The sequence below is a fragment of the Bacillus sp. CPT56D-587-MTF genome (genome assembly GCF_058792335.1).
The window spans coordinates 3,529,469-3,550,286 of the sequence record NZ_JBYTEF010000001.1 but is presented as its reverse complement, the minus strand read 5'-3'; the positions used below and the strand labels follow the sequence as shown (position 1 = coordinate 3,550,286).

The 20,818-nt window shown below is 36.4% G+C and carries 16 protein-coding genes; 15 read left to right on the top strand and 1 reads right to left on the bottom strand.

Annotated elements, in window-relative coordinates; genetic code table 11:
• Positions 1–115: 115 nt before the first annotated feature.
• Positions 116–589: an N-acetyltransferase gene (locus tag AC3WVZ_RS18140; RefSeq protein WP_000506694.1), complete on the bottom strand. Its 474-nt coding sequence runs from the start codon at positions 587–589 to the stop codon at positions 116–118.
• A gap of 296 nt (positions 590–885) precedes the next feature.
• Between AC3WVZ_RS18140 and panE the strand changes: the two genes are divergently transcribed.
• The 15 genes from panE to ftsZ all read left to right on the top strand — a co-directional run bounded on the left by panE (position 886) and on the right by ftsZ (position 20,595).
• The gene (panE, locus tag AC3WVZ_RS18135; protein WP_002164452.1) at positions 886–1,770 is read left to right on the top strand and encodes a 2-dehydropantoate 2-reductase; all 885 of its coding nucleotides are present in this window, start codon (positions 886–888) and stop codon (positions 1,768–1,770) included.
• A 79-nt stretch (positions 1,771–1,849) separates the two neighbouring features.
• Positions 1,850–3,466 (top strand): bacillithiol biosynthesis cysteine-adding enzyme BshC, encoded by a 1,617-nt coding sequence (gene bshC / locus AC3WVZ_RS18130; protein WP_059303482.1) that lies wholly within the window; start codon positions 1,850–1,852, stop codon positions 3,464–3,466.
• A gap of 370 nt (positions 3,467–3,836) precedes the next feature.
• Positions 3,837–4,769: a 16S rRNA (cytosine(1402)-N(4))-methyltransferase RsmH gene (gene rsmH, locus AC3WVZ_RS18125; protein ID WP_233935237.1), complete on the top strand. Its 933-nt coding sequence runs from the start codon at positions 3,837–3,839 to the stop codon at positions 4,767–4,769.
• Positions 4,770–4,784: 15 nt separating this feature from the next.
• The gene (gene ftsL, locus AC3WVZ_RS18120) at positions 4,785–5,147 is read left to right on the top strand and encodes a cell division protein FtsL (protein ID WP_000182804.1); all 363 of its coding nucleotides are present in this window, start codon (positions 4,785–4,787) and stop codon (positions 5,145–5,147) included.
• Positions 5,148–5,168: 21 nt separating this feature from the next.
• Complete coding sequence (locus AC3WVZ_RS18115; protein WP_492226178.1) at positions 5,169–7,319, top strand: penicillin-binding protein; 2,151 nt, start codon at positions 5,169–5,171, stop codon at positions 7,317–7,319.
• 81 nt (positions 7,320–7,400) lie between these two features.
• A complete protein-coding gene (locus AC3WVZ_RS18110) occupies positions 7,401–9,317 on the top strand; it encodes a stage V sporulation protein D (RefSeq protein ID WP_001266234.1) in 1,917 nt (638 codons plus the stop codon).
• A gap of 184 nt (positions 9,318–9,501) precedes the next feature.
• A complete protein-coding gene (gene murE, locus AC3WVZ_RS18105; RefSeq protein WP_000766313.1) occupies positions 9,502–10,977 on the top strand; it encodes a UDP-N-acetylmuramoyl-L-alanyl-D-glutamate--2,6-diaminopimelate ligase in 1,476 nt (491 codons plus the stop codon).
• Positions 10,978–10,999: 22 nt separating this feature from the next.
• Positions 11,000–11,974 (top strand): phospho-N-acetylmuramoyl-pentapeptide-transferase, encoded by a 975-nt coding sequence (gene mraY / locus AC3WVZ_RS18100; protein WP_233935233.1) that lies wholly within the window; start codon positions 11,000–11,002, stop codon positions 11,972–11,974.
• Positions 11,975–13,327 (top strand): UDP-N-acetylmuramoyl-L-alanine--D-glutamate ligase, encoded by a 1,353-nt coding sequence (gene murD, locus AC3WVZ_RS18095; RefSeq protein WP_000860115.1) that lies wholly within the window; start codon positions 11,975–11,977, stop codon positions 13,325–13,327. It abuts the gene before it with no gap.
• A gap of 90 nt (positions 13,328–13,417) precedes the next feature.
• The gene (gene spoVE, locus AC3WVZ_RS18090; protein WP_000753520.1) at positions 13,418–14,509 is read left to right on the top strand and encodes a stage V sporulation protein E; all 1,092 of its coding nucleotides are present in this window, start codon (positions 13,418–13,420) and stop codon (positions 14,507–14,509) included.
• A 103-nt stretch (positions 14,510–14,612) separates the two neighbouring features.
• On the top strand, positions 14,613–15,707 hold the full coding sequence (murG, locus tag AC3WVZ_RS18085; RefSeq protein ID WP_011110342.1) for an undecaprenyldiphospho-muramoylpentapeptide beta-N-acetylglucosaminyltransferase: 1,095 nt from the start codon (positions 14,613–14,615) through the stop codon (positions 15,705–15,707).
• 212 nt (positions 15,708–15,919) lie between these two features.
• Positions 15,920–16,825 (top strand): UDP-N-acetylmuramate dehydrogenase, encoded by a 906-nt coding sequence (gene murB / locus AC3WVZ_RS18080; protein ID WP_233935232.1) that lies wholly within the window; start codon positions 15,920–15,922, stop codon positions 16,823–16,825.
• 98 nt (positions 16,826–16,923) lie between these two features.
• Positions 16,924–17,694 carry a cell division protein DivIB gene (gene divIB, locus AC3WVZ_RS18075; RefSeq protein ID WP_001065793.1) on the top strand — a complete coding sequence of 257 codons (771 nt, stop codon included), beginning with the start codon at positions 16,924–16,926 and terminating at the stop codon, positions 17,692–17,694.
• Between the two features lie 399 nt (positions 17,695–18,093).
• Positions 18,094–19,401 (top strand): cell division protein FtsA, encoded by a 1,308-nt coding sequence (ftsA, locus tag AC3WVZ_RS18070; protein WP_001087558.1) that lies wholly within the window; start codon positions 18,094–18,096, stop codon positions 19,399–19,401.
• 39 nt (positions 19,402–19,440) lie between these two features.
• The gene (ftsZ, locus tag AC3WVZ_RS18065; protein WP_000888984.1) at positions 19,441–20,595 is read left to right on the top strand and encodes a cell division protein FtsZ; all 1,155 of its coding nucleotides are present in this window, start codon (positions 19,441–19,443) and stop codon (positions 20,593–20,595) included.
• Positions 20,596–20,818: the final 223 nt, after the last annotated feature.

Sequence of the window (20,818 nt, the reverse complement as noted above, 5' to 3'; positions counted from 1 at the left end):
ATTTTATGTTGTTTTTATTCGCTAAAATCAAAAAAGATTCCAGAGTGTTGGGAACCCTAAAGGGTTTCCCAACACTCTGTAAAAAACAGCTGTTATACAGCTGTTTTTTTATTTTTTAAGCCGATTCTTCGTTTGTAACCGCATTCAAATTTGTTTCTGGATGCCAAATATAAAAATCACCATCAGTTACTGATACGGGGTTGAAATTTAATTTATCCCAAAAACCAGCTGAATGAATACGTGCTATTGTTTTAATAGGAAATTGCATTTGTTTCGCATGATTTACAAGCATTTGCCCGAATCCTTGTTTTTGAAAAGTTGGTAATACTTCAAGTTTATAAAGTTCTAGGTAAGGACCTGTAATTTCGAATGGTTCTCCGCCGTTTCTTTTCATATATAGACTCATACGTGCGATTAGTGATCCACCATAATAAATGCCATAAAATGGAGATTCACTGTCGTTTTCAATAATGTTTGCTTGCAATTCTTCCAGCATAGATAGTTCTTGGGCTCCGCACCCTTTAAATTTTTTGAATTCATCTAACGTTTTATAATTGATGAGCAAGCGCTCAACTTTTGGGAATCCCATTACATCACATCCTTTTGTTATCTTGTTGAATGCAGAAAAGTAAAAATATTTACAATAATATTATAACTCATTTTTTTATTTTTATGAAGAAGATAGTATATTTCTTTTATTATTTTTTTGAGGATTTGCTAAACTAAGAGTATAAGTGTATTAATAGGCAGTATTATACATAGCGAAAAAAGAGAGTGTATTTGTTTGACAGAGGACAACGAAATTATAGGGCGTGCTCATGTACTTTAAAAAGATATAAAAAGGAGGGGAGGCAAGGGCGCTTAATGTGAATCCCTTGTGTGAAAATGAAAATTGGAATTGTCGGACCAGGTGCTATTGGTCTATTGTATACATTTTATTTACAAAAAAGTAACCAAGATGTTACGTTGTTTACAAGAACGGCTAAGCAGGCTGAAGAGTTGAATGAAACAGGTGTAACTTGTATTAGAGATGGAAGATGTGAAACAGTATATCCACCTGTTTTACCGATAGAAAGTATGGTAGCACAAAATTTAGATTATATATTTATTTCTGTGAAGCAATATCATATAGATGACGTACTACCGTTTGTGGAAGGGGCATCATCATTAATCTTTTTGCAAAACGGAATGTCGCATCTTCAAAAGATGCTGAAAATAGGGAGTGAAAATATAGCTGTTGGGATTGTAGAACATGGTGCGAAAAAAGAGGGAGGGCATATCGTTCATCATACTGGGATAGGGGTAACAAAATTTGGAGTGGTTTGTGGTCAATCTATACATTTCAAGAAAATATTCCGTTATTTTCCTGTTACTTATTTTCCAGTTCAAATAGAAACGGATTGGGAAGAGATTATGCACAAAAAATTAGTAGTAAATGTATGTATCAATCCATTGACAGCACTATTGGGAGTTAAGAATGGTGAATTAATCACGAATCGTTTTTTTTATCAAATGATGGAGCAAGTGTTTCAGGAGGTCGCATTTCTTATTAGAGGAGAAAAAGAAATGGTATGGCAAATGGTACGAAATGTGTGTGAAGGAACGTCTCGTAATACATCCTCTATGTTAGCGGATGTAAGAGCGAATAGACAGACGGAAATTAATGCGATTGTTGGATATGTATTAGAAGAAGCTAAGAAACAGCAACTACCAGTTCCGACACTTCAATTTTTGTTCGATGCAATAAAAGGGTTAGAAACAAGAGTATAAGTGTTATTCTTTGCTTTTACGTGAAACATTGACTACAATGTGGATTGGTGAGAGAACTGGATACGAAAGGAAGAATTATATGGAGATAAAAGAAATCTCTGTTCCGCAACAAGGTGTTGTAGCGGACTATATGAACGGTAAAAAAGAGATACAGTCATGTTTTGATTATATGTTAACAGAAGATGCTTTTAAACAACGTTTACATGATTTGCGTGAAAGGGAGTTTTTCCGCCAAGATTTAGTAGCGCATTTATTAGAATATAATACAAAATTACAAGCGGGAGAATCTACACTTCAAAATGTAAAAGCGCTTGGAGATGAAAATACATATGTTGTTATAGCTGGACAACAAGCAGGGTTATTAACTGGACCGCTTTATACAATTCATAAAGTTATTTCAATTTTACAGCTTGCAAAGGAAAAGGAAGAAAGTTTAGGAGTTAAAGTTGTCCCTGTCTTCTGGATTGCGGGTGAAGACCATGATATGGATGAGATTAACCATACTTTTGTAGCGAAAAATAAAAAGATGAAAAAAACTATTTTTTATGACCGTAATCCGAAAAAGGCGAGTGCTTCTGAGTCTGAACTTTCTGTTGAAGATTGTAGAAATTGGATTGAAGAGATTTTTAAAACATACCCAGAAACAAATTTTACAAAGGATGTATTAAAATTTGTTGATGATGCTTTGAAAAAATCGAATACGTATGTAGATTTCTTTGCTCATCTTATTACGAAAATCTTTGCTAATTCTGGTTTAATCCTTGTTGATTCACATCATCCTGAATTAAGAAAGTTAGAAATTCCATTTTTCAAGCGAATTATAAGTAAGTATAAAGAGGTACAAGAGGGGCTTCGTAATCAGCAAGAAGTAATTAAAGAACTAGGATACAAACCGATTATTGAAACGAAGTCTCATGCAGTGCATATATTCATGGAAATAGATAATGAACGAGTATTGCTTGAAGATCAACAAGGTAAGTTTGTTGGAAAGGATGGGGCGCATTCCTTTTCATACGAAGAGTTGATTGGAGAGATGGAGAGAAATCCGGCACGTTTTAGTAATAATGTTGTAACACGTCCTCTTATGCAAGAGTATGTATTTCCTACGCTCGCATTTATTGGAGGTCCAGGAGAATTAGCTTATTGGAGTGAATTACAACAAGTATTCCATACTGTCGGTTTTCAAATGCCACCTGTCGTTCCTCGTCTTACAATTACTTATGTGGAGAGAGATATAGCGACGGATTTATTTGATTTGCAATTGAGAGAAAGTGATCCGTTTTTAAATGATGTCGATAAATTGCGTGAAAACTGGTTGTCTAATCAAATAGAGGAACCGATTGATGATCATTTTGAAAAGGCGAAAAAAGAAATTGCCGATATTCATACATCTTTACAGCAATTTGTAAAGAAAATAGAGCCAGGGTTAGGTGCGTTTGCAGGGAAAAACGAATTGAAAATTAATGAACAAATTGAACTGCTGGAAAGAATGTTGAAAAGAAATGTTGAGAAAAAGTATGAGGTTCAGCTAAATAAATTCCGCCGTATACAATTCGCACTTCGTCCATTAGGTGCACCGCAAGAACGTGTGTGGAATGTATGTTATTATTTAAATCAGTTTGGTTTGGATTTCGTTGATCGTGTAATGGAAAACCCTTTTTCTTGGGACGGAAAACATCATGTTATAAAACTATAAAATCTTGCTCTTTGGAGCAGGATTTTATTTTTATTCCGTTGAATTTACTGTGAAGTGATTTTTTTTCTGAATTATCAATCAAAAAAGTGTTAAATATGGCAATTGTGTTGGATACTTAAATATATGACAAAATAGCACAAAATGTAAACGTATTATTCGCTTTTTCGACAGTTTTTTATTTAAATTCCCGCAAAAGATGATAAAATTTAGTATATAATAAAAGAAAATAGCGATTTGTATAGTATGTTGCCTTTGTTGGTAAGTTAAATGAGTCGTTCTTTCGTATTATTTCATTCTCTAAGCGTGAAATATGTGTTTAGAGGAAGGGATACATTCAACATAATTAATTGGAAAAAGAGTAGGTGCAACAATGTTTAAACACGTAACAGTGCTTTTAAAGGAAACAGTAGACGGCTTAGATATAAAGCCAGATGGTACATATGTAGATTGTACACTGGGGGGAGGAGGACATAGTTCTTATTTATTATCCCAATTAACTGAAGGTGGAAAATTAATAGCGTTTGATCAAGATGAGATAGCGATTCAAAACGCGAAAGAAAAGTTCTCTTCATACGGTGAACAGTTTATAACAGTAAAGAGTAACTTCCGTTATTTAGCTGAAAAACTGCAGGAAATAGGTATAACAGAAGTAGACGGTATTTTATTTGATTTAGGTGTTTCATCCCCACAATTAGATACACCAGAACGAGGCTTTAGTTATCATCATGATGCACCGCTAGATATGCGGATGGATCAAGATGCCCCATTAACAGCGTACGATGTTGTAAATAGCTGGTCATATGAACAACTTGTAAGGATTTTCTTCCAATACGGTGAAGAGAAATTTTCAAAACAAATTGCAAGAAAAATTGAAGCTTATCGTGAGAATAAAGCTATTGAAACGACAGGAGAATTAGTAGAGCTAATTAAAGAAGGTATTCCGGCTCCTGCTCGTAGAACGGGTGGGCATCCTGCTAAGCGAGTGTTTCAGGCAATTCGTATAGCTGTAAACGATGAATTAAAAGTATTTGAAGAAGCATTGGAATTTGCTATCGAGATGGTTAAGCCAGGTGGAAGGGTTAGTGTTATAACATTCCATTCATTAGAAGATCGTATTTGTAAAACAACGTTTAAGCGAAATAGTACAACGCCACAATTGCCGCCAGGATTACCGATTATTCCTGATGAATTTAAGCCGAAATTAAAGCTTATTACAAGAAAACCGATTTTACCTTCTGATATAGAGCTAGAAGAAAATAATCGTGCGCGTTCTGCGAAGTTGAGAATCGCTGAAAAACGATAAAAGGGAGAGAGAGGTATGACTAATTTAGCTGTAAAGTACAAACAACAAGCGCAAGAAGAGGTGCAAATTCAAACGCCCCCACAGCAGATGGCTAAGCCGAAGGTTAAAGCGAAAATTACAAGAATCGAAAAACTGTTGTATGTAGCGTTTATTGGCTTTTTATTGTATGCCTGTGTCGCGTTTATTGGAAATAAAGCAGGCCTTTATCAAGTTAATGTAGAAGCAGCGACGATAGAAGAAAAAATTGTACAGCAGCAAAAAGAAAATCAAGAATTACAAGCTGAAGTAGAGAAGTTAAGTCGCTATGAACGAATCGCTGAAGTTGCAAAAAAACATGGGCTAGAAATTAATGCGAATAATGTGAAAGGCCTCAAATAAGGCAATAGGTGTGAAGGAACGATGAAGAAGAATATGACTAAATTTCATACCAATAAGGGAGCAGGTTATTTTATGATATTTTTCCTCCTGCTCTTTTTGCTGTTATTAGCCCGATTTTTTTACATACAATCAACAGGAACCGTTCATAATCAGGATTTAGATGCACTTGCTAAACAAAAGCATAGTAAAAAAGGAGTTCTTGAAGCGAACCGAGGAACCATTTATGATCAAAACGGTCATGTGTTAGCGCAAGACGCAAACTCTTACAAAATGGTAGCTGCACTAAAAGGTGCTAACTCAGTTGAGAATAAAGAAGATACTGCAAAGAAAATTGCAGGAGTACTTGGAAAAGGCGAAGAGGATATTTTAGCTTCTTTAAACAAGGAAGGTAGAAGTCAAGTCGAATTTGGAACGTTAGGCAAGGATTTGACGAAAGAAAAGAAGGGACAAATAGAAGCGTTGAAGTTGCCGGGAATATCTTTTATTACAGAAAATGCAAGGGTGTATCCAAACGGTGATTTTGCATCTTACGTTATAGGTCATGCAAAACCAAATGAGAATGGAACCTCGGTAGGTCAATTTGGCATAGAGAAAAGCTTGGATAAATACTTAAGTGCTTCGAATGGAGAAGTAGCATATACAGGTGATCGTAAAGGTGTGTCCCTTGATGGGGGAAAAGTTAATGTAAAGGCACCTAAAAATGGAGATAATGCTTATTTAACAATTGATCAACGTGTCCAAAGTTATTTAGAAGACGCGATGAAAGCAGCAAGTAAGCAATATGAGCCAGAAAGTTTAATAGGGATTGTTGCAGATCCGAAAACTGGGAAAATATTAGCGATGTCTACTAAACCTAGTTATGACCCTAATGATCGCCAAATTAAATATTTCTTCAATGACGCGATTGCCAATGCATTTGAACCTGGATCAACAATGAAAATTTTTACGTTAGCGGCAGCTATTAATGAAGGTGTGTACAAAGGACAAGATTATTATCAATCCGGGACATATCAAGTCGGAAATAGGAAAATAAAAGATTATAATGGCGGTGCTGGTTGGGGCTCTATCACGTTTGATGAAGGGGTAGAGCGTTCTTCAAACGTAGCGTTTGCAATTTTAGGAGATCAAAAACTTGGTCCAGAACGTTTCCGAAAATATATTCATAGTTTTGGATTAGATGAAAAAACGAACATTGATTTATCAGGTGAAGGATCGAATACAATTTTATTTGATCAGCAAATACAACAAGTGACAACAGCTTTTGGACAAGGTTCCACTGTAACACCAATTCAGCTTGTACAAGCTGCAACGGCCATTGCAAATGATGGGAAAATGATGAAACCTTATGCAATTGATAAAATTGTAGATCCGATAACAGACAAAGTAAAATTAGAACATAAGCCAGAAGAAGTAGGAAAACCTGTTACAAAGGAAACAGCAGCGCAAGTAAGACAGTTATTAGAACGTGTTGTTACATCTCCGAAAGGTACAGGGACAGCTTATAAAATTGATGGATATTCAGTTGGTGGTAAAACAGGTACAGCGCAAATTCCGGATGGAAAAGGCGGCTATATGACAGGAAGACAGAATTATATATTCTCATTCTTAGGTATGGCACCAATGGACGATCCACAACTTGTCGTGTATGTAGCTGTTAAACAGCCGAAATTAAAAGATGATGAGAACGGCGCACAACCTTTAGCTGATATTTTTAAATATGTAACAAAAAATAGTTTAGAGTATTTAAAGATTAAGCCAAATGAAGTGAAAGATCCGAAAAAACATCTGAAAGAACAACAAACTACTGTTCCAGATGTAACTGGTAAAACGATGGCTGAAGCGGGGAAAGCGATTGATAAAGCAAAACTTCGTCCAATCGTACTAGGTGAAGGGAAAGTACAGCAACAAGTACCAAAAGCGACTGAACAAACATTAAAAGGCGACCGAGTCTTCTTGGTAGGAGATAAGCCTACAATGCCAAATATACAAGGATGGGCACTGCGTGATGTTATGAATTTAGCGAAGACATTACAGCTTAACTTGAAACCTTCTGGTACAGGATACGTAACAGAACAAAGTGTGGCGGAAGGAACATTATTACAACCTGGTACAGAATTAGGTGTCACACTCGTACCGCCACTCGAACCACAGCAAGAAGCAGAAAAGCCGTAATGGTAAAAGAGAATAAGTTCTAATTAAATAAGTACAAGCATATATTGGAACAAGCTAGGCGTAAGGGAGGCTTGTTCCGATATGCGTGTATCAAATGTAACAGTTAGAAAACGACTTATTTTTATACTTATATCAGGTATACTTATTTTCACTATTATCGATATTCGTCTTGGATATGTGCAATTTTTTCTTGGGAATATGTTAACGGATCGTGCGAAAGATTCATGGAGTCGTAATATTACTTTTGAACCCGAACGTGGGAAAATTTTAGACCGAAATGGTGTGGAACTTGCCACGAATAAAAGTGCTCCAACTGTCTTTGTTGTACCGAGGCAAATTGAAAAACCAGCAGAGACTGCAGAGAAGTTAGCTGCAGTATTAGGTGTGGAAAAAGATGAGATTTATAAAAGGATTACAAAAAAAGAATCGATTGTAAGGTTAGATAAAGGCGGAAGGAAAATATCACATGACAAAGCGAAAGAAGTACGAGGATTAAGTTTGAAGGGCGTGTATATCGCAGAGGATTCTATCCGGTACTATCCATTTGGAAACTTTTTATCACATGTATTAGGTTTTGCAGGTAGCGATAACCAAGGTCTTATGGGACTAGAAAAATATTATGATAAAGAGCTAAATGGGGACAAAGGTCATGTGCGTTTTTTTGCAGATGCGAAAGGACAAAGGATGCCTAATGTTGGTGATGATTTCAAAAAGCCAGAAGCTGGTTTAAATTTAGGATTAACAATTGATGCGCGTATTACAAGGATTATGGAAAGAGAAATGAATATTGCGGAGTCAACTTATAATCCTGACGGTATGATTGCGATTGCAATGAATCCTAAAAATGGTGAAATTTTAGGTATGTCTAGTCGACCGAGTTTTGACCCAGCGGATTTTCAAAGTGTCTCTCCAGAAGTGTATAACAGAAATCTACCTGTATGGAGTACGTATGAGCCTGGTTCAACATTTAAGATCATTACATTAGCTGCAGCATTGAATGAAAATTTAGTAGACTTAGAGAAGGATACGTTTTATGATGATGGAGCAGCTGAAGTAGGTGGAGCTAGATTGAAATGCTGGAAAGCAGGAGGTCATGGCAGTCAAACGTTTTTAGAAGTCGTTCAAAACTCATGTAACCCGGGATTTATTGAACTTGGTGATCGCCTTGGTAAAGACCGATTATTTAAATACATTCGTAATTTTGGTTTTGGGCAGAAGACTGGAATTGACTTGCAAGGTGAAGGCAGTGGGATTTTATTTAATTTAGATAAAGTTGGTCCAGTAGAGCAAGCAACAACTTCATTCGGCCAAGGGGTTTCTGTTACACCGATTCAACAAGTAGCAGCTGTAGCGGCGGCTGTAAATGGTGGAACATTGTATCAGCCGTATATAGCTAAGGAGTTTATTGATCCGAAAAATAATCAAGTTGTTAGTAAAAAGACACCTGTTGAGAAAAGAAAAGTTATTTCCAAGGAAACTTCAGAAAAAGTTCGTTATGCATTAGAGAATGTTGTAGCGAAAGGTTCTGGTAAAGGTGCTTATATTGATGGATATCGTGTAGGTGGAAAAACGGGTACTGCTCAAAAGGTGAAAGATGGTAAATATTTAGAGAATAATTATATAGTATCTTTTATCGGATTTGCTCCAGCGGATGATCCAGAGATTGTTGTGTATGTTGCTGTTGATAATCCAAAAGGGGTTACACAGTTTGGTGGAGTGGTAGCAGCTCCGATTGTCGGGAATATCCTTCGAGATGCGCTTCCTGTTATGGGAGTGAAACCGAGAAAAGAACAAGTTGAGAAAGAATATAAATGGGGCGATACACCAACTGTGGAAGTTCCGAATTTAATTGGAATGAAAAAGAAAGACTTACAAACACAACTCGTCGATTTGAAGCTTGATATAAGTGGAGATGGAGAGAAAGTAATTAAACAATCACCAGAAGCGGGAGCTAAAGTAAAAGAAGGCTCAAAAATTAGAATTTACTTCGGGAATTAAAGGTAACATAGTACGTTTTATGGTACAATTGGTGGAAGTGAGTTCTTTATAGAACAGTTACTTAATTTGAGACAGTAAGTGTCTCATTCATAAATAGGTCAGTAGCAATTACCTCCTTATATAGGAGGTAATGTGTTGCTTACTGAAAAAAGATAAATAAACAATGTAGAGAGGGTTTAGTGAAATGAAGTTGCATACACTTGTATCATGTTTGCATGATTTTCCAGTTGTTCCAAAAGAAAATCCAGAAATCACATCTATAGAAGCTGATTCACGTAAAGTGAAAGAGGGAAGCTTATTTGTATGTATGAAAGGATATACGGTTGATAGCCATGATTTTGCTAAGCAAGCAGCGGCACAAGGAGCGGCTGCTATTGTTGCGGAAAGACCAATTGATGTTGACGTTCCAGTTGTACTTGTGAAAAATACTTTTCGTTCGTTAGCGGTTTTAGCTGATTATTTTTATGGTCAACCGACACACAAGTTACATTTAATCGGAATTACAGGTACAAATGGAAAGACAACAACATCGCATATTATGGATGAGATTATGCGAGCACATGGTCATAAAACAGGGCTAATTGGAACGATTAATATGAAAATCGGTGATGAAACATTTGAGGTGAAAAATACAACACCAGATGCACTAACACTTCAACAGACGTTTTCAAAAATGGTTGAACAAGGTGTGGACAGCACGGTAATGGAAGTTTCGTCACATGCGTTAGATCTTGGTCGTGTACACGGATGTGATTACGATGTAGCGGTGTTTACGAATTTAACCCAAGATCATTTAGACTATCATAAAACGATGGAAGAATATAAACATGCAAAAGGGTTACTATTTGCACAGCTTGGCAATAGTTATAATCATAATCGTGAAAAGTACGCTGTGCTCAATAGCGATGATAATGTAACAGAAGAGTATATGAGAAGTACTGCAGCAACAGTTGTAACATATGGTATTGATACAACAAGTGATATTATGGCAAAAAATATCGTTATGACGAGTGGCGGGACTACATTTACGCTTGTCACACCATATGAAAGTGTAAATGTTACGATGAAATTAATAGGTAAATTTAATGTATATAACGTACTTGCAGCAACAGCAGCAGGACTTGTTTCGGGTGTGAAATTAGAAACAATCATTGCTGTTATAAAGGATTTAGCTGGGGTTCCAGGACGTTTTGAAGTTGTTGATGGAGGGCAAAATTATACAGTTATTGTTGATTACGCACATACGCCAGATAGTTTAGAAAATGTATTAAAAACTGCAAAACAATTTGCAAAAGGTGATGTGTATTGTATCGTTGGTTGTGGTGGCGATAGGGACCGAACGAAGAGACCGATAATGGCAAGTGTTGCAACAAAATATGCAACTCATGCAATTTATACATCAGATAATCCAAGAAGTGAAGATCCAGCGGCTATTTTAGATGATATGGTACATGGTGCAAGCGGGAAAAATTATGAAATGATCATTGATAGAAAAGAAGCAATACACCATGCAATCGCTAAAGCGAAAGCAGATGATATCATTATTATTGCTGGTAAGGGTCATGAAACGTATCAAATTATTGGTAAAGAAGTTCATCATTTCGATGATCGTGAAGTTGCTAAAGAAGCAATTACAGGGCGTTTAAACAACGAAGAGTAACAACGTGAGAGGAGGACTACATGTGCTTGAGCAAGGTTTATTAGTAACGGCTGGGGTAGCATTCTTAATTTCTGTTGCCCTTTCGCCATTGTTTATTCCATTTTTAAGAAAATTAAAGTTCGGACAGAGTATTCGTGATGAGGGACCAAAGTCACACCAAAAAAAATCAGGGACACCGACAATGGGTGGTATCGTCATATACGTATCTATGATGGTAACTTCACTTATTATGGCGATTAAGTTTAATTATTTAGGTGCAGAGGTTTCGTTATTACTATTAGTGACGTTTGGTTACGGATTGATTGGATTTTTAGATGACTACATAAAGGTAGTTAAGAAGAGAAATCTTGGTTTAACATCAAAGCAAAAATTAGTAGGTCAGCTTGTTATTGCTATTGCATTCTTTTTAATTGGAAAAGGGCAAGCGTTCCACACATACATCATGATTCCGGGAACGGATGTTAAGTTTGAATTAGGTTGGGTGTATTTCGTACTTGTACTATTTATGCTTATTGGTGGATCAAATGCAGTTAACTTAACTGACGGTTTAGATGGTTTATTATCAGGAACAGCTGCTATTGCATTTGGAGCATTTAGTATTATTGCTGTGGCACAAGAGCAATTTGGAGTAGCGATATTCTGTATGGCAGTTGTAGGAGCTGTACTTGGATTTTTAGTATTCAATGCGAATCCAGCAAAAGTGTTTATGGGAGATACAGGTTCATTAGCTTTAGGTGGAGCCATTGCAGCTGTAGCGATTTTATTAAAACAAGAATTGCTACTTGTAATTATTGGCGGAGTATTCGTAATGGAAACTTTATCGGTTATCATTCAGGTCATTTCATTTAAAACAACAGGAAAACGTGTCTTTAAAATGAGTCCATTACACCATCACTATGAATTATGTGGTTGGTCAGAGTGGCGTGTTGTTGTGACGTTTTGGTCTGCAGGATTTTTATTAGCTGTGTTAGGAATTTATATCGGGGTGTGGATGTAATTGAAAACTGTAACTGAATTTCAAAATAAGAATATTCTTGTATTGGGCATTGCAAAAAGTGGTTATGCAGCAGCTACATTGTTACAAAAGTTAGGGGCAAATGTTATTGTAAATGACGGAAAGCCTTTAGCAGAGAATGTACTTGCTGCAGAATTACAAGCAAAAGGAATGGACGTTGTATGCGGTGGTCATCCTTTAGAATTATTAGAGAGAAATATTTCTCTTGTAGTAAAAAATCCAGGAATCCCGTATTCTAATCCAATATTAGTTGCTGCGAAAGAAAAGCAAATTCCGATTGTTACGGAAGTTGAATTAGCATATCGTATTTCAGAAGCACCATTTGTTGGGATTACGGGGTCTAACGGTAAAACGACGACGACAATGCTGACATTTGAAATGCTAAAAGAAGGACAAAAGCATCCTGTAATTGCAGGGAACATTGGAACTGTAGCGTGTGAAGTAGCACAGGATGCAAAAGAAAATGAAGTTGTAGTTACAGAACTTTCATCGTTTCAATTGATGGGAGTAGAATTGTTCCAACCTAAAATTGCTGCGTTTTTAAATTTATTTGAGGCCCACTTAGACTATCATGGGACGAAGAAAGAATATGGTTTAGCAAAAGCAAATATTTTTAAAAACCAAACAGAAAATGATTATAGTGTAATAAATGCGGATGATGCAGATGTGATGGCTTTGTCTGCGTATTCTAAAGGTCAAAAAATCCTGTTTTCGACAACGAAAGAAATTGAAGATGGTGCGTGTATAAAAGATAACGCTCTTTATTTCAAAGGTGAAAAAGTTATTGAAGTAAGCGATATCGTTTTACCTGGTCAACATAATCTAGAAAATATTTTAGCTGCGATGAGTATTGCGAAATTATTAGGTACTTCTAATGAAGCAATTACGGTCGTGTTAAAACGTTTTACGGGTGTAAAACATCGTTTAGAATATGTAACAACGATTAACAACCGTAAGTTTTATAATGATTCAAAAGCAACGAATATGTTAGCGACTGAGAAAGCACTATCTGCGTTTACACAACCGATTGTGTTACTAGCAGGTGGGCTTGATCGCGGAAATGAATTCGATGATTTAATTCCGTATTTCAAAAATGTAAAAGCGATTGTAACATTTGGACAAACAGCTCCTAAACTAGTAAGAGCGGCAGAAAAAGCGGGATTAGATATAATTGAAAGTGTCGATACTTTAGATGAAGCAGTGGTGAAAGCTTATGCTCATTCTAAAGATGGTGATGTCGTTCTTCTTTCTCCAGCGTGTGCAAGCTGGGATCAATTTAAAACATTTGAAGAAAGAGGAGACATTTTTATACAAGCTGTGCATAAACTTATATAAAGTAAATCAAAACATCAGTAGGCTAACACCTACTGATGTTTTGTTACATAGGGCAAAAGGTTCTGCCTAAAGAGGTGGTGTTTGTGGGTAATGAAGAAAACGCCTGATTTTATTCTCATCATCGTAACACTTTCATTGTTGACAATCGGAATGATTATGGTTTATAGTGCGAGTGCAGTTTGGGCCTCTTATAAAATGGGGGACTCATTCTTTTTTGCAAAAAGACAATTACTGTTTGCGGGTCTTGGTGTAGTAGCTATGTTTTTTATTATGAAAATTGATTATTGGGTGTGGCGTACGTATTCAAAAGTGATTTTGCTAGTTTGCTTCATTCTTCTTATTCTCGTTCTTATTCCTGGAGTAGGTCTTGTTCGAGGAGGAGCACGAAGTTGGATTGGAATCGGGGCATTTTCGATTCAGCCGTCAGAATTTATGAAGTTTGCGATGATTATTTTCTTGGCAAAGTTTTTAGCAGAACGGCAAAAATTGATTACATCTTTTAAACGTGGTTTATTACCGGCTCTTAGTTTTGTGTTTCTTGCTTTTGGGATGATTATGTTACAGCCAGACCTTGGGACAGGAACGGTAATGGTTGGGACATGTATCATTATGATATTCATTTCGGGAGCGAGAGTTTTTCACTTTGCAATGTTTGGTTTGATTGGTGTAGCAGGATTTGTAGGGTTAATTGCATCAGCACCGTATCGAATGAAACGCATTACATCATATTTAGATCCGTGGTCAGATCCGCTCGGGAGTGGATTTCAAATTATCCAATCATTACTTGCAATTGGACCTGGTGGATTATTTGGGCTTGGACTTGGACAAAGTAGACAAAAATTTCTTTATTTACCTGAACCACAAACTGACTTTATATTTGCGATCTTATCCGAGGAATTAGGTTTTATTGGTGGTTCATTTGTGTTATTATTATTTAGTCTATTATTATGGCGCGGGATTCGTATCGCATTAGGAGCGCCAGATTTATATGGTACGTTTTTAGCAGTAGGTATTGTGGCGATGATTGCGATTCAAGTAATGATTAATGTTGGTGTTGTAACAGGACTAATGCCTGTTACGGGTATTACCTTGCCGTTTTTAAGTTATGGTGGATCAAGTTTGACATTAATGTTAATGGCAGTAGGTGTATTATTAAATATAAGTCGCCATTCTCGCTACTAAACCCTGTTTATAAGACAGGGTTTTTCGTATGTGTGTAAAAATGCAATATGTATATAGAAATAAATATAATGGAAATAAGAAAAGAGAAGCGGAGGAGTTAGTAGTGCGTGTATTAGTGAGTGGTGGGGGTACTGGTGGTCATATTTATCCAGCTCTTGCTTTAATTAGAGAAATAAAAAAGTTAAATCCAGAAGCAAGATTTTTATATATTGGTACGGAAAATGGACTAGAGAGTACAATCGTTCCAAAAGCAGGTATACCATTTCAATCTATTGTTATAAGTGGATTTAAACGAAAAATATCATTAGATAATGTGAAAACAGTAATGCGTTTTCTAAAAGGTGTACAGGATAGTAAACGATATATTCGTCGTTTTAATCCGGATATCGTAATTGGAACGGGTGGATATGTATGTGGACCAGTTGTATACGCTGCAGCCAAATTAGGTATTCCAACTATTGTACATGAACAAAATAGTGTACCAGGTGTAACGAACAAGTTTTTAAGCCGTTATGTTGATAAAGTTGCTGTTTGTTTTGAAGCAGCTATAGAGCATTTTCCGGAGTCAAAAGTGGTAATGACAGGTAATCCACGAGCATCAGAGGTAATGGAACAAAATGGAATGAAGGGGAAACGTTCAGTTGGGCTTTCTCTTCCTAAAAAGTCTGTACTTATATTTGGTGGAAGTCGTGGGGCTAGACCGATTAACGATGCCTTCGTTGAAGCAATTGAACAGTTTGGGAACAAAAGCTACGAAATACTATATGTAACAGGTGAAGTACATTATGACAAAGTGATGGAAGCCGTGAAGCAAAAAGGGAACCCAAGCAATGTTATTATTAAGCCGTTCATTCATAATATGCCAGAGGTACTAACTGGTGTAGACCTTGTTGTTTCAAGGGCTGGGGCAACAACACTTGCAGAATTAACAGCGTTAGGAAAACCAAGTGTGTTAATACCGAGTCCGTATGTAACAAATAATCATCAGGAAAAGAATGCACGTTCAGTTGTTGATAAAGGAGCGGCAAAAATGTTACTTGAAAAAGATTTAACAGCTGAAACGCTTATTCGTGATATTGATGAGATTTTATTAGATACACAAACATTACAAAATATGAAGCTAGCTGCTAAGCAACTAGGTATTCCAGATGCAGCAAATAAGCTGTATGAAGTAATGAATAAACTTGTAAAAAAATAAAGTGAGGCTTTAATCAGTGGGGAGTGATTCTCTCTCTTTGATTATTACCTTTCACTAATCGGATGTTTACTGGTATCCTCATTCCGCCTAATTTCTTTGTTATCACCTAATTTTGATTTAGGAGCTGTACTGCCCGTAAATAGAGGGATAACGTTAGGTGAACGCCCTGCATATTATTGTCATAAGGAGACTTAATATGGGGGAGATTGTCTATGGAACAATTAGTAAATGAGCTTATAGAAGCAGACGTTGGTCGTGTTTTGGTTAACGAGCCGTTAGCACGTTATACAACTATGAAAATAGGTGGCCCAGCGGATATTTTAATTGTGCCAAAGCATGTAGCAGGTATTGAAAAAACATTACAGTTAGTAAAGCAATACAAAACGAAGTGGACTGTAATTGGTCGCGGTTCAAACCTTCTTGTATCTGATCAAGGCATAGAAGGTGTTGTTATCCGTTTAGGAGAAGGATTAGATCACTTAGAGGTCGAAAAACATAAGGTAAGAGTTGGTAGTGGATATCCTCTTATTAAATTGTCAACTTTACTTAGTCGTCAAGGGTTAGCTGGATTGGGGTTTGCAAGCGGTATTCCAGGAAGTGTCGGTGGTGCAGTATATATGAATGCAGGTGCACATAAATCGGATATATCGAGTGTATTATCGAAGGCTCTCATTCTGTTTGAAGACGGTGCAATTGACTGGTTAACGAATAAAGAACTGGAGTTTTCTTATCGGGCATCTGTATTGCAAACGAAACGTCCTGGTATTGTTTTAGAGGCGGTGTTTCAATTACAGGCGGGGAAACGTGAAGAAATTGTACGTAGCATGCAAAATAATAAAGATTACCGCCGTGAAACGCAACCATGGAATCACCCGTGTGCAGGAAGTGTATTTCGGAATCCAATCCCACATTTTGCAGGAGATTTAGTAGAAAAAGCAGGGCTTCGTGGCTATAGGATTGGTGGAGCTCAAATTTCTGAAATGCATGGCAATTTTATTGTTAATACTGGGGGAGCTTCAGCGCAAGATGTATTGTCTTTAATTGAATTAATAAAACATACAATTAAGGATAAATTTGATGTAGATATGCACACAGAAGTAGAAATCATTGGAAGATAACGGTTATTCGTTCCGCTCATTATCATTTATGTTATAATAAGAAGATAAGAACGGCATGAGGAACATGCCGTTCTTTATGTTACATAGGGGGATCGTACATGAATAATAGTAAAGTGATTAAACTACAAGATCGTGTACCAAAATTGAAAAATCAAAAGAAAAAAAACAAAAAAAATGTTAATCATCGATTGATTTTATACATATCAATTTTATTTTTATTAGTGCTCTTTTTAATTTATTTTCGGTCTCCGCTTAGTAATATAAAAAAGATTAGTGTGTTTGGAAATCACTATATGACGGATGAACAAGTAATGAAGGATTCAGGCGTGACATATGATACAAGTTATTTCCGAGTGACAGCACATAAAGCTGAAGAAAACTTAACGAAGCGAAAAGAAATTAAAGCAGTAAATGTAAAAAAACGTTTTCCAAACAATATTGATATTCATATCGAAGAATATTTAACGATTGGTTATATAAATAAAGAGGGAAAATTACAACCGTTATTAGAGAATGGAAAAACGCTTGATGTACTACCTAACGGAAAACTTCCTGTTGCAGCACCGATTTTCGAACCTTTTAAAGAAGAGAAAATGAAGGAGTTAATCGCTGAACTAGAAAAATTAACACCAGCTATTTTAAAATCTATTTCGGAGATTCGCTATTCACCAACGAATGCGAATGAAGATCATCTTACTTTATATATGAATGAAGGTTATGAAGTGAGCACTACAATTCAAAATTTCGCAAAACGTATGGAAGCCTATCCGCTTATTTTAAAAACAATTGAGCCAGGTAAGAAGGTATTAATTGACTTAGAAGTAGGTGCATATACGAAAGAATTAGGTGCGGAAGAAAAAAAAGAATAGAATGGTAGTTTTCGTTACTTATAGCAGAAAAAACGAAACGAATGTTCTATTATGTGTATACGAATTTAGAAGAATGGTTCATTTGATGAAAAATATGTAAAAATTCTTAGATTCATACTAGTATTGGTACAAGTTTCACTTTTCTATGAGTACATCTTAGTGTAGACTTATACTTGGCGGTAAACTTTACACTCGAAATAGAATTATTTCAAGATAAGCAGTTATTCATAGTTTACTGCGATATTCTTAATTGAATGCTAAATAAAAATAAGAAAAATATAGGGTTAAAAAAGGGAAACGTATAAAGACGTTGAATATTTTTCTTATAAATAGTAAAGTTGCGATTGTTGTTCCATATATTGAGTTGTATGGTATAAATAAAGAAGGAGGTGCCAAAGAATGAACAGCAATGAAATATATGTTAGTCTTGACATCGGTACATCCAATGTTAAAGTCATCATTGGTGAAATGGTTAATGACAGCTTAAACATTATTGGTGTTGGAAATGTAAAATCAAATGGTTTAAAGAAGGGATCGATAGTTGATATAGACGAGACTGTTCGATCAATTAAAAAAGCAATTGAACAAGCTGAGCGCATGGTGGGGATCCACATTGAGCAAGTTGTAGTAGGTGTCAATGCAAACCAGGTACAGCTACTTCCTTGTCACGGAGTAGTCGCTGTTTCAAATGAAGATCGTGAAATCGGGAATGAAGATGTCTTACGCGTTCTAGATGCAGCACAAGTTGTGTCAATTGCTCCAGAACGTGAGTTTATTGATGTGGTACCTCGACAGTTCATCGTAGACGGTCTTGACGAGATTAACGATCCACGCGGGATGATCGGTGTAAGATTAGAAATGGAAGGTACACTTATTACAGGCTCGAGAACTTTACTACATAACCTACTTCGTTGTGTAGAAAAAGCAGGTCTTGAAATTGTTGATATTTGTCTTCAACCTTTAGCGGCTGCAACAGTTGCAATATCTTCAGATGAAAAAAATAGAGGAGTAGCCCTTGTTGATATGGGGGGAGGATCTACAACTTTATCTATTTTTAAAGATGGAGAGTTACAAGCGACAAGCGTATTACCATTAGGTGGAGACCATATAACGAAAGATATTGCGATTGGGTTGAAAACTTCAACAGAAAATGCAGATCAAATTAAGTTGAAATATGGACATGCTTTTTATGATACAGCATCTGAAGAAGAGATGTTTACGGTTCCTATTATGGGAAGTGATCAAACAGAACAATATTCTCAGTTGGAATTATCGGATATAATAGAGGCTCGTGTAGAGGAAATTTTAATGTTTGTTCAAGATGAAGTGCGTAAGTTAGGAGTAAAGCAAGTGGCTTCTGGTTATGTACTAACTGGCGGAATTGCTTCTATGCCAGGTGTTCTTGATCTTGCATATGATATTTTACATGAAAATGTTCGTGTAGCAACTCCTGATTATATTGGTGTGCGTGAGCCCCAATATACAAGTGGAGTTGGATTAATTAAACATTCTTATCAAAAAGCTAAATTACGTGGGAAAAATGTGCAGGAAAAGCAAGAGCATTTTGAACCAGTACCAGCACCAGCACCAACGCCGGTACAACAGCAACCCACGAAACAAAAAACTCGTAATCAAAACAATAATAATCAAAATGATGACCGCATGATGTCAAAAGTAAAACGTGTATTCCGTTATTTATGGGATTAAAATTGGACACGAAAAATGAGGTTCTAGGGGGATTTCGACATGTTAGAGTTTGATACTACTCAAGATCAATTAGCGAATATAAAAGTTATCGGTGTCGGCGGTGGCGGAAACAATGCTGTAAACCGTATGATTGAACACGGTGTACAAGGTGTAGACTTTATCGCTGTGAACACTGATGCACAAGCATTAAATCTATCAAAAGCTGAAACAAAAATGCAAATTGGTGGAAAATTAACGCGTGGACTTGGTGCAGGCGCAAACCCTGAAGTAGGGAAAAAAGCTGCAGAAGAAAGTAAAGAACAGATTCAAGAAGCACTTCGTGGTGCGGATATGGTCTTCGTAACTGCCGGTATGGGCGGTGGAACTGGAACTGGTGCAGCTCCAGTTGTTGCTCAAGTTGCAAAAGAATTAGGTGCTTTAACAGTAGGTGTTGTAACACGTCCATTTACTTTTGAAGGACGTAAGCGTGCGACGCAAGCAGCATCTGGTATTGCAGCATTTAAAGAAAATGTAGATACTCTTATTGTAATTCCAAACGATCGCTTATTAGAGATTGTTGATAAAAATACGCCAATGTTAGAAGCATTCCGTGAAGCTGATAACGTATTACGTCAAGGTGTTCAAGGTATTTCGGATTTAATTGCAACGCCAGGTTTAATTAACTTAGACTTTGCAGACGTAAAGACAATTATGTCTAATAGAGGTTCTGCTTTAATGGGTATTGGTTCTGGTAATGGGGAAAATCGTGCTGCAGAAGCTGCGAAAAAAGCGATTTCTAGCCCATTACTAGAAACATCTATTGATGGAGCTCAAGGTGTTATCATGAACATTACGGGTGGCGCTAACTTAAGCTTATATGAAGTACAAGAAGCGGCAGACATCGTAGCTTCAGCTTCAGATCCAGAAGTAAATATGATCTTCGGTTCTGTTATTAACGAAGGATTAAAAGATGATATCGTTGTAACTGTAATTGCAACTGGTTTTGATGATAGCATTGCAACTCAACCACCAAAACCAATTATTCGTCCGAATGCGAACCACACGCAACAACAGCAACAACCAGTAGCTCAACCTTCAAAACAGCGTGAAGTAAAACGTGAAATGAAGCGTGAAGAGCCAGTTGTACATGAGCGTCATTCAGATTCAGATGATATCGATATTCCAGCATTTTTACGTAACCGTCGTAGACGATAAAAAAAGGAGCTTTCATGCTCCTTTTTATTTTTTTATGGAAAAGACCTGCTAAGCAGGTCTTTTTTTTATTTCGTATATTTCAATATATTTTGTTTGTGAAAATAAGAGTATATCATTCTATGAATTTGTACTTTTATTTTTTACCGACAGATTATGTCTAGAAATCACAAAATAACAAAAAAACACCTCCGCAAATTGACACACTTTCCTATTGGATATGCAT